The sequence below is a fragment of the Albidovulum sp. genome, from assembly GCF_049646345.1.
In the GTDB taxonomy this organism is placed as follows: Bacteria; Pseudomonadota; Alphaproteobacteria; order Rhodobacterales; family Rhodobacteraceae; genus Albidovulum.
Window position 1 is genome coordinate 1 of record NZ_JBARVQ010000415.1, and the last position, 10,364, is coordinate 10,364.

Annotated in this window: 13 protein-coding genes; 7 read left to right on the top strand and 6 right to left on the bottom strand. The window is 61.8% G+C overall.

All coding sequences use genetic code 11. The annotated features are described in order from the left end of the window. The 4 genes from WBB85_RS10305 to WBB85_RS10320 all read left to right on the top strand — a co-directional run. Positions 1-610 (top strand): RNase adapter RapZ (locus WBB85_RS10305; RefSeq protein WP_432638529.1); only part of this gene is annotated, 610 nt, incomplete at its 5' end. Next, the gene (locus WBB85_RS10310; RefSeq protein ID WP_432638530.1) at positions 607-1,008 is read left to right on the top strand and encodes a PTS sugar transporter subunit IIA; all 402 of its coding nucleotides are present in this window, start codon (positions 607-609) and stop codon (positions 1,006-1,008) included. The genes WBB85_RS10305 and WBB85_RS10310, both read left to right, overlap by 4 nt. Further along, complete coding sequence (locus tag WBB85_RS10315; RefSeq protein ID WP_432638531.1) at positions 1,005-1,289, top strand: HPr family phosphocarrier protein; 285 nt, start codon at positions 1,005-1,007, stop codon at positions 1,287-1,289. Before WBB85_RS10310 ends, WBB85_RS10315 begins: the two co-directional genes overlap by 4 nt. A 90-nt stretch (positions 1,290-1,379) precedes the next feature. Further along, the gene (locus WBB85_RS10320) at positions 1,380-2,186 is read left to right on the top strand and encodes a lysophospholipid acyltransferase family protein (RefSeq protein ID WP_432638532.1); all 807 of its coding nucleotides are present in this window, start codon (positions 1,380-1,382) and stop codon (positions 2,184-2,186) included. Between the two features lie 20 nt (positions 2,187-2,206). Here WBB85_RS10320 and doeB read toward each other — a convergent pair whose 3' ends face one another. The 4 genes from doeB to eutB form a co-directional block, all read right to left on the bottom strand. Continuing rightward, complete coding sequence (gene doeB / locus WBB85_RS10325) at positions 2,207-3,199, bottom strand: N(2)-acetyl-L-2,4-diaminobutanoate deacetylase DoeB (RefSeq protein WP_432638533.1); 993 nt, start codon at positions 3,197-3,199, stop codon at positions 2,207-2,209. A gap of 3 nt (positions 3,200-3,202) precedes the next feature. Continuing rightward, positions 3,203-4,390 (bottom strand): ectoine hydrolase DoeA, encoded by a 1,188-nt coding sequence (gene doeA / locus WBB85_RS10330; protein WP_432638534.1) that lies wholly within the window; start codon positions 4,388-4,390, stop codon positions 3,203-3,205. Positions 4,391-4,477: 87 nt separating this feature from the next. After that, entirely contained in the window at positions 4,478-5,491 is a 1,014-nt protein-coding gene (gene eutC / locus WBB85_RS10335; protein WP_432638535.1) for an ectoine utilization protein EutC, read from the bottom strand. Between the two features lie 2 nt (positions 5,492-5,493). Beyond that, positions 5,494-6,486, bottom strand: coding sequence for a hydroxyectoine utilization dehydratase EutB (gene eutB, locus WBB85_RS10340; protein WP_432638536.1), 993 nt, complete (start codon positions 6,484-6,486; stop codon positions 5,494-5,496). Positions 6,487-6,587: 101 nt separating this feature from the next. Between eutB and WBB85_RS10345 the strand changes: the two genes are divergently transcribed. Next, the gene (locus WBB85_RS10345; protein ID WP_432638537.1) at positions 6,588-7,085 is read left to right on the top strand and encodes an Lrp/AsnC family transcriptional regulator; all 498 of its coding nucleotides are present in this window, start codon (positions 6,588-6,590) and stop codon (positions 7,083-7,085) included. A gap of 103 nt (positions 7,086-7,188) precedes the next feature. Beyond that, positions 7,189-8,562, top strand: coding sequence for an aspartate aminotransferase family protein (locus WBB85_RS10350; protein WP_432638538.1), 1,374 nt, complete (start codon positions 7,189-7,191; stop codon positions 8,560-8,562). Positions 8,563-8,588: 26 nt separating this feature from the next. On the opposite strand, the gene WBB85_RS10355 is transcribed toward WBB85_RS10350, so the two are convergent. Further along, complete coding sequence (locus WBB85_RS10355) at positions 8,589-9,074, bottom strand: flavodoxin family protein (protein WP_432638539.1); 486 nt, start codon at positions 9,072-9,074, stop codon at positions 8,589-8,591. A gap of 66 nt (positions 9,075-9,140) precedes the next feature. Continuing rightward, positions 9,141-10,016 carry a 3-hydroxybutyryl-CoA dehydrogenase gene (locus WBB85_RS10360; protein ID WP_432638540.1) on the bottom strand — a complete coding sequence of 292 codons (876 nt, stop codon included), beginning with the start codon at positions 10,014-10,016 and terminating at the stop codon, positions 9,141-9,143. A gap of 167 nt (positions 10,017-10,183) precedes the next feature. On the opposite strand from WBB85_RS10360, the gene WBB85_RS10365 reads away from it, so the two are divergent. Then, positions 10,184-10,364, top strand: a 181-nt coding sequence (locus WBB85_RS10365; protein WP_432638541.1) for a DUF6473 family protein, incomplete at its 3' end; no start/stop codon positions are given.

Below are 10,364 nucleotides of genomic sequence, written 5' to 3' on the forward strand. Positions count from 1 at the left end.
GGTCCGCCGTTATGGCGAAACCCGTCGACGTCATCCCCTGGCCAGCAGCGAAGCACCCGCGGCCGGGGTCGAGCGGGAGATTGACCTGCTCGTGCCGATCCGCGCCCGGGCCGAGGTGCTGATCGACACGACCAGCCTGTCGCCGCACGATCTGAAAGCCGAAATCGCGCATTGGTTCGGCAAGGACGACACAACGCGGCTTGCCGTCTCGGTCCACTCGTTTTCCTACAAGCGTGGCGCGCCCCGTGGGCTCGACATGATGTTCGACTGCCGTTTTCTGCGCAATCCGCATTGGGACGACGCGCTGCGGCCTTTGGATGGCCGGAATGAGAAGGTGGCCAGTTACATTGCCGCCGACCCGCGATTCGACAGCTTTTTTGAACAGGTGCGAAATCTTTTACTGCTATTGCTGCCTGCCCAGGTCGATGAAGGCAAAAGCCATCTTGCCATCGGGTTCGGGTGTACCGGGGGGCAACATAGGTCCGTTTTCGTTACGGAACAAATGATCAAAGCGCTTGCGGAGGCGGGATGGCAGGTGTCTAAGAGGCACCGGGAATTGGAACGGCGGGCCAGTGGGGGTCCGGATACAGTACAAGGTGAAAAGGCGTGATCGGGATCGTGATCGTCGCGCATGGTGGTTTGGCGCGGGAATATCTGTCCGCTGTTGAACATGTCGTGGGCAAACAGCAGGGCATCCGCGCGATCTCGATCGAAGAGGATCATGACCGCGCCGCCAAACAGGCGGAGATATGTGCCGCCGCCAACGCCGTTGATACCGGCGAGGGGGTCGTCGTCGTGACCGATATGTTCGGTGGATCGCCTTCAAATCTCAGCCTGAGCGCCTGCGCCTATGACGACCGTCAGATCCTTTACGGTGCCAATCTTCCCATGCTGATCAAGCTGGCAAAGTCGCGGCATCTGAGCGTCCCGCAGGCAGCTGCCTCGGCCCTTGATGCCGGGCGTAAATACATCAATTGCTATGTTGGTTCAGGACAGGCGACCCAATGACCACGGACACTGCGACGGCGCGCAGCCTGAAGATCGTGAACGAAAAGGGTTTGCATGCCCGCGCTTCGGCCAAGTTCGTCGAGGTCGTCGAGGCGCATGACGCAAGCGCCGAGGTCAGCAAGGACGGGATGAGCGTTTCAGGCGATTCAATCATGGGCCTCTTGATGTTGGCGGCCTCAAAGGGCACGGTGATCGAAGTCCGGACGAGCGGCAATGACGCGGGGAAACTCGCCGAAGCGCTGGATGCGCTGGTTGCCAACCGCTTCGGGGAAGACTACTGACCCAACCGGGCCTGCAATCGGAGGAACCCCGGCATACTGCACGAAACGCCCCAGAGCGAACTCGGTAAGACCGCCTCGAAACCCTACGAGATGCGGCGCCTTTCTTATGCCGGGACGTTTACGAACCCGGTAAAGGCGACCTTGATCCGCATCATCGAATGGATGTCAGGCAAGCTTCATCTGATCAAGAAGATCCGCCAGTTCGAACGTTCTGGCGTTCCGTTCGGGCAACCTTTCTTCACCAAGGCGGTCGAGACGATGGGGATCGATGTCCTGACCCCTGCAGAGCAGATCGCGCGCATTCCGAAAACCGGGCCGCTGGTCGTTGTCGCGAACCATCCGCACGGGCTGGTTGACGGTCTGATCATGGGCGAGTTGATCGGGCGGGTGCGGACGGATTTCAAGATCCTGACCCGCTCGCTCCTGACTGGCATTCCCGAGATCGAGGAATTCATGTTGCCCGTGCCGTTCCCGCACGAGGAAAACGCCCGCGAGCAAAGCCTTGAGATGCGCAATATCTGCATGGAGCATCTCAAGAAGGGTGGGGTCATTATTCTCTTTCCGGCGGGACGGGTCGCAACAAGCGAAACCATGTTCGGCCCGGTGATCGAGCCGGAATGGAACCCGTTTACCGCCAAGATGGTGACGCGGTCCGGGGCGACGGTGCTGCCGATCTTCTTTCCGGGCCGCAATACCCGGCTTTATCACATCGCCGACAAGATCTCGGCAACGTTCCGGCAGGGGCTGTTGCTGCACGAGATCCGCCACGCGCTTTACAAGCCGCAGGCCCCGGTCATCGGCGACCCGATCGGACCGGAGGATCTGAAAACCCGCGGGGGCGATCCCCGTGGCCTGCTCGCCTGGCTCAGGGAAACGACGCTGGCGCTGGGCAGATAAGCGGCCGCGCAGCGACGCGCCTATCTGACCTCAACCGCAATGACGGCAACGCAGTCGCCGGATTTAACAAGCCCGGGGAAGTGCCGGGCAGTCAGCAGACCTGCGCGTTTCGCGATGACGGTCATGGGCAAAACACCGGTGCGGTCGGGGGGCCAGATCCGGGCGAGCGACTGGCCCTGTGTCACGGCATCGCCGAGATCGGCCATCGGTTCGATCAGCCCGTCACCTTCGGCGAAGTGGAAGCAATCGCCATCGGGCATGTCGAGCATCACGGTCGGGCCGGTCTCTGCCTCACCCGTCAGGATGCCTGCATGCATCAGGAGGTTCCGCACCCCTTTCCTGGCGATGCCGATTGTGCGCGCCGTCGCCGTGCCGCCGCCGCCGAGCTCGGTCGTGACAAAGACCTTGCCCTGTGCCTCGACCGCCGTGTCGAACATGCCGACCGCGTCAATCTCCAGCATCATCATCGACCATGGCGCATTGAAGGCCTTCATCGCGGCGACGCAGGCGGCCTCCTGCTTTTTGTCTTCCAGTACATGAACGGCGGCGAAGGGCAGGAAGTCGAGCGTTTTTCCGCCTGAGTGGAAATCGAGCACCACATCCGCCATCGGTACGAGCACGCGCTGGAAATAGTCGGCGATCTTCTGTGTCACCGTCCCGTCCGGAGCACCGGGGAAGGAACGGTTCATATTGCCTTTGTCGATGGGCGAGGTCCGGGTGCCTGCGCGGAAAGCCGGGTAGTTGAGGGCGGGCACAATGACGACCCGGCCAGTGACCTCTGCTGGGGTCAGCGTCGCCGCCAGATCCATCAGCGCCACCGGCCCTTCATATTCGTCGCCGTGATTGGCGCCGGTCAGCAGTGCGGTTGGCCCGTCGCCGTTGCGGATCACGGTGATCGGGATCATGACAGACCCCCAGGCGCTGTCGTCACGGCTATAGGGCAGGCGCAGAAACCCGTGATGGACACCGTCCTGATCGAACGGGACCGTAGGCGTGATCGGGCTCGGTTTCATGGCTTACCCCTTCACAAGCATCTGCCGCGATACATCTGCCAAAAGCTCGGGCGCACCCTTGCCGATGACGATACTTTCCGTGATTTCGAACCCCCAATCCTCCATCCAGAGGCCGGTCATGAAGTGGAAGGTCATGTTCTCTTCCAGCACGGTCTTGTCGCCGGGGCGCAAGGACATGGTTCGCTCGCCCCAGTCGGGCGGGTAGGAGATGCCGATCGGATAGCCGGTGCGGTTGTCCTTGGTGATCCCGTATTTCTTCAGGACGCCGAAAAACGCGAAAGCTATATCCTCGCAGAGATTGCCGGCTTTTGCGGCCTCCAACCCGGCTTCCATCCCTTCCAGCACCGCTTTTTCAGCGTCAAGGAAGGTCTGCGTCGGCTTGCCCAGGAAGACCGTGCGCGACAGGGGGCAGTGATAGCGGTGATAGGCGCCCGCGATTTCAAAGAACGTGCCCTCGCCCGACTTCATCGGCTTGTCGTCCCAGGTCAGGTGCGGGGCAGAGGCATCCGCGCCCGAGGGCAGCAGGGGCACGATGGCCGGATAGTCGCCGCCCGCGCCGATCCCTTCGTCATAGCGCAGCCCGGCATCGTAGATCTCGGCCACGAGGTCGCATTTGCGCATCCCCGGCTCGACCTTGTCGAAGATCCGCCGGTGCATGTTGCCGACGATCTTTCCGGCGATCCGCATGTAGTCCAGCTCCTGCGCCGACTTCACCGCGCGCTGCCAGTTCACCAGTGCGGTCGTGTCGGTGAAACGGGCATTCGGGAGGTGCTTTTGCAGCGAGGCAAAGGCGGCCGCTGAAAACCAGTAATTGTCCATCTCGACCCCGATCCGGGCGCTTCCCCAACCTCGCTCGGCGATACGCTCCGACAGGTAATCCATCGGGTGCCGTTCAGTCGACTGCACGTAGTGATCCGGGTAGCCGATGATGTCATCATGGGACATGAAGACGGTGCGCTTGGCGCCATTGGCATCCTGCCCGCGGCCGAACCAGACCGGATCGCCCTCCATCCCCAGCAGCACGCATTGATGGACGTAGAAGGACCAGCCGTCATAGCCTGTCAGCCAGGCCATGTTCGACGGGTCCGAGACGAGGATGAGGTCGACCCCCTTCGCCGCCATTGCCTTGCGGGTCCTGGCGATGCGGGCGGCATATTCCTCGCGGCTGAAGTAAAGCTTGGCCATGGTCATCTGCGGTGACTTTCGCTGTTAAAGCGTTTCGGTTTTAGTTGAAATCACAAGCATCAGAATTCGAACGAAACAGGTTCGAATTCTGATTCATTGTAAACCCGAAACGCTATTGCTGGTGAAATCGGTGCCGATCCCCGCTGCGTCGGCACGTTGGCGGGCAAAGGTGGCGATGGCGGTGTCCTGAACACCGGTGCCGGTCAGGTCGGCGATGGTGATCTGATCGGGCGAGGTACGGCCCGGGGCCTTGCCCGCGACGATGTCGCCGAGTTCAGTGAATGTGCGGTCGGGCGGGATCAGACCGGCGGCGATGGCCGGGCGCAACTCGCCCATGATCGCGGTCTGGCTTTGTCGGTCGGGCACGTAAAGGTCGGCACGGGTCAGGCAGGCGGGGTCAAGTTCGGCCTTGTGGTGCTGGTCCGACCCCATCGCGGTCACGTGCTGGCCGGGGCGCAGCCAGTTGGCTTTGATCAGCGGCTCGGCGGCAGGCGTCGTGGTCACGATCACATCTGCGCCCGAAACCGAACCGGCAAGATCGACCGATGCCGCGACCGGGATGCCAAGATCGGCGGAAAGCTCCCTCGCCGTAGCCTGGGCTTTGGCCCCGTCCCGCGCCCAGACAACGGCCGACGTAATCGGGCGCACCAGACAAAGCGCCTTCAATTGCAACCGCGCCTGCATTCCCGCACCGACAATACAGGCCGAGGACGCATCCTCGCGCGCCAGCGCCCGCGCAGCGACGGCCCCGGCGGCGGCGGTGCGCACTTCCGTCAGATAGCCATTGTCGAGCAAGAGCGCCTCGACCTGCCCGGTCTTCGCCGAAAACACCACCATGATCCCGTTCGTGGTTGGCAGGCCGATGGCGGGATTGTCATAAAATCCCGGCGACATCTTTATGGTGAAGCTTTCTGCCCCGGTTATATGGGCGGTTTTAACATCAACCTCGCCATTGTTTTCCCAAATGCCCATGGACAGGATCGGCGGCATCTCAACCTTACCCACCCCCAACGCGGCAAATCCATTCGCCACGCAATCCACCGCCGCGAGATCAAGCGGCACGACCTGCCGCAGCTCTGCCTCGCTCAGGATCCGTATCATTGGCATCTTTATCCCTTCGCCACATCCACCACCTCGCCCGAAATCAGGCGATGATGCAGGCCCATGTCGATATTCCCGCCCGAAAGCAGTACCGCCGTCTCGCCGTTCGGCGTCACCTTTCCGGCCAGAAGCGCCGCGATCCCGACCGCGCCTGCGCCCTCGACGATCTGGCGTTCCTGCCAATGGGCATGGTGGATGCCCTCGGCGATCTCAGCCTCGGTCAGAAGCACGACCTCATCCACCAGATCGCGGACCATCGCGAAGGTGTGGCGGTTTTCCAGCCCGATGCCGCCGCCAAGGCTGTCGGCGAGGGTCGGCAATTCTTCAACCTCGACCGGGTGCCCCGCTGTCAGTGCGGCATGCATCGCGGCCCCCCGTTCCATCGAGACGCCGATGACCCGGATACCGGGCCGCGCACCCTTCAGCGCCGCCGCGACACCGGCAATCAGCCCACCACCTGAAAGCTGCACCAGAACCGTCCCGAGCGCAGGTACCTCTCGCAGCAATTCGAGCCCGAGTGTCCCTTGCCCGGCGATGATGTCGGGATGATCGAAGGGCGGCAGCATGACCATACCCTCATCCGCAACCAGACGGTCGACCTCTTCCTGCGCATCATCCTGTGAGTGGCCGATGATACGGATTTCGGCACCAAGCGCGCCGATCGCCTCGACCTTGTTCGATGGGACCAGTTCTGACATGCAGACAATGCAGCGCAGACCGGCCGCCCGCGCGGCATAAGCAAGGGCGCGGCCATGATTGCCGGTCGAGGCACAGACGACACCCCTTGCCCGGTCCTCCGCCGTCAGGCGGCTGACCGCGTAGGTCGCCCCGCGCAGCTTGAAACTGCCGGTGATCTGCTGGTGTTCAAGCTTCAGGTGGACAGGTGTGCCGCACTGCGCGGTCAGGCTTTCGGAACGGATACAGGGTGTTGGCCGCAGCGCCGCGGCAATCGCCTGCTGCGCCGCTCTGATCTGGTCCAGACCAACCGTGCCATGTGTCATGCACGCCCCCCTTCGGGTCCGATTCTCTGCGGGCCCGCCCCCGGATCATCGGCAGGGGAAGATCAATTGACAAGCCATGCCGTCCTGCACACTCTCGGCCCATGTCCCAGCTCAAACTCGATGATCGCGATATCCGTATCCTGTCGATTCTCACCCGCGAGGGCAGGATCGCGAAGTCCGAACTTGCCGCCCGTGTGAACCTTTCTGCCACCCCCTGCTGGGAACGTCTGAAGCGCCTGGAAGCGGCGGGGATCATCACCGGCTACCGCGCCGAGGTGGAGCTGCGCCGCATCGCGCCCCATGTCACGGTCTTTGTCGTGGCCGAAGTGGAAAACCACCGCGCCGAAAGGCTTCGCGCATTTGAGGAAGCGATGGATACCTATGATGAGGTCATCGCCTGCTGGGCGCTCGGCGGTGGTTTCGACTATCTTCTGCAGATCGTCACGCGCGACATCGACAGCTATCAGGCGCTGATCGACCGTATTCTTGAGGCGGGCCTCGGGCTCAGCCGCTACTTCACCTATGTGGTGACTAAACCGGTGAAACTGACGGCGCCTTTGCCGGAATGCCTCATCGATGTTGCCAGACGAAAAGCCTGATCGCGGGCGGAAAGAAGAGGATTCTTCTGCCGGATACACCCATTTCAGATGATCTCTCCGGCCTATCCCGCTAGGGTCGCGGCAACGTCAACAGGGGGGACCGATGCTCAGAAACGATCAGCTTGACCAGTGGGACCGCGAGACTTTCTTTCACCCCTCGACCCATCTTGCCCAGCATGCGCGCGGCGAAAGCCCGAACCGGGTGATCAAGACCGCTTCGGGCGTTCATATCGAAGATCGGGACGGCAACCGCCTTCTGGACGCTTTCGCAGGTCTCTACTGTGTGAATGTCGGTTATGGCCGCCAGGAGATTGCCGAGGCGATTGCCGCACAGGCCAAGGAACTGGCCTATTACCATTCCTATGTCGGTCACGGCACGGAAGCTTCGATCACGCTGGCAAAGATGATCCTCGACCGGGCGCCGTCGAACATGTCGAAGGTCTATTTTGGCCTTGGCGGGTCCGATGCGAATGAGACCAACGTCAAGCTGATCTGGTACTTCAACAACATCCTAGGCCGGCCAGAGAAGAAAAAGATCATCTCGCGCTGGCGCGGTTATCACGGTTCGGGGCTGGTGACCGGATCGCTGACGGGGCTGGAACTCTTTCACAAGAAGTTCGACCTGCCGCTGGCCCAGGTGATCCATACCGAGGCACCGTATTATTACCGCCGCAAGGACGTGAACCAGTCCGAGGCGGAGTTCACCGCCCATTGCGCGGCCGAGCTTGAGGCGCTGATCGAGCGTGAGGGCGCGGACACGATCGCCGCCTTCATCGGCGAGCCGGTTCTGGGCACCGGCGGCATCGTGCCACCGCCCGCAGGCTATTGGCAGGCGATCCAGAAGGTGTTGAAAAAGCACGACATCCTGCTGGTCGTGGATGAGGTCGTGACCGGCTTCGGTCGCCTCGGCACGATGTTCGGATCGGACCACTACGGGATCGAGGCCGACATCATCACCATCGCCAAGGGGCTGACCTCGGCCTATGCGCCTTTGTCGGGCTCCATCGTCTCGGATCGGGTCTGGAAGGTGCTGGAACAGGGCACGGACGAAAATGGCCCCATCGGCCACGGCTGGACCTATTCCGCCCATCCGATCGGTGCTGCGGCCGGGGTGGCGAACCTGCAACTTATCGACGATCTGAACCTTGTGCGGAACTCAGGGCAAGTCGGGGCCTATCTGAAAAAGACCATGACCGAGGCGCTGACCGATCACCCCCATGTCGGCGACATACGTGGCGAAGGCATGCTCTGCGCCGTCGAATTCGTCGAAGACAAGGCGTCACGTGGCTTTTTCGACCCCGCGAAGAAGATCGGCCCGCAGGTCTCGGCCACCCTTCTGGCACAGGACAAGGTCATCGCGCGGGCGATGCCGCAGGGCGATATTCTGGGATTCGCGCCGCCGTTTTGCCTGACGAAGGCCGAGGCCGATCAGGTCGTCGCCGCCACGGCAAGGGCGGTGAAAACCGTGCTTGGCTGACGCCGGGTCTTCCGTCCTCAGACGGGTTAGAACACACCCATGCTCAGCCCGGCACCGAGCGCCGCGCCAATGTCGCGGCACTTGGCTAATTCCTGATCCGGGATCACCTTTTCCGCCAGAATTTGTTCCGGTGTCTGGGCATGGGTGCAGACGATCAGCGGGGGCTGCACCTCTCTCAGCCGCCAGCCGAGCGCGATGCGTGCAATCTGGCGCACCGCATTTTCACCGTCGGAGCCTGCGCAGACCATCTGGGCATAGGGGCGTCCCTCGATCCGCCCCAGTACGGGATAATAGCAGCGGTCGAAGAAGTCCTTCATCACGCCCGATATCGCGGCAAGGTTTTCAGGCGCGCAGAAGAGATAGCCGTTGGCGCCAAGCAGATCCTCGGGCGTGGCCTGATCGGCGGTGATGAGCCGGGTCGGGGTTTCCGGCATGGCCGCCCCGGCGGCGGCCTCGGCCATTTGCTGGCTGCCACCGGTTCGTGAGTGATAGATGATTAGAAGCTCTGCCATGTCGCTCCAATCTTCGATTGCGACCGGGTGCCGGATGGTCAGGGTCCGCAGGCAAACCTGCCCCGGTTACCGTGTCGGAACCGGCACTTCGCCGCGATAGTCGTAAAAGCCGCGCTGGGTCTTGCGGCCAAGCCACCCGGCTTCGACATATTTCGTCAGAAGCGGGCAGGGGCGGTACTTGGTATCGGCCAGTCCCTCATGCAGCACGTTCATGATCGCAAGGCAGGTGTCGAGCCCGATGAAATCGGCCAGTTCCAGCGGCCCCATCGGATGGTTCGCCCCAAGCTTCAGCGATTCGTCGATGGACTTGACGCTGCCCACGCCTTCGTAAAGCGTATAGACGGCCTCATTGATCATCGGCATCAGGATGCGGTTGACGATAAAGGCGGGGAAATCCTCGGCCGAGGCCGCGGTCTTGCCCAGTTTCTCGACCACTTTCACCATCGCCTGATAGGTCGGTTCATCGGTGGCGATGCCCCGGATCAGCTCTACCAGCTGCATCACGGGCACCGGGTTCATGAAGTGGAAGCCCATGAACTTTTCCGGCCGGTCGGTGCGCGAGGCAAGCCGGGTGATCGAGATCGAAGAGGTGTTCGATGTCAGGATCGTCTCGGGCTTGAGATGCGGCAGGAGATCTTCGAAGATCGCTTGTTTAACCGTCTCGCGTTCTGTCGCGGCCTCGATCACAAGGTCAGTCTGGCCCAGTTCCGTCAGTTTCAGCGTGGTCTTGATCCGGCCCATGGCGGCGGCCTTGTCCTCGGCCGAGACTTTGCCACGGCCTACCTGACGATCAATGTTGCGGTCGATCAGGGCCACGGCCTTATCCAGCGCATCCTGGCTGATATCGGTCATCAGGACGTCGAAACCGGCCAGCGCGAAGACATGGGCGATGCCGTTACCCATCTGACCCGCACCGACGATACCGACCGATTTGATGTCCATTGCCCGATCCTCACATTCCGTTTGCGCAAGACCATAGGCACCGCTCAATGCCGGGCGCAAGGCATAAGCGCCCGACCCCGCGAACCAATCGAATTTGAACTTTATCTATTTGGCAAGGATCGCAGGTCAGATTCGGTTCCGGGTGATTCAACAAAGGGTGGGAACCAATGGCCTATGAATATGCCGGTGAAAGCGCGCTTGACTACTTGCCATGCCGCTACGGTCAGTCAAAGCTCCTGTTTCGGGGGCCACGCAGAAAACTGGACGGCGCCTATGCTGCCGTTCTGGGCGGCACGGAAACTTACGGAAAGTTTGTCGCAGAACCTTTTCCGAACATCGTCGAGGGGC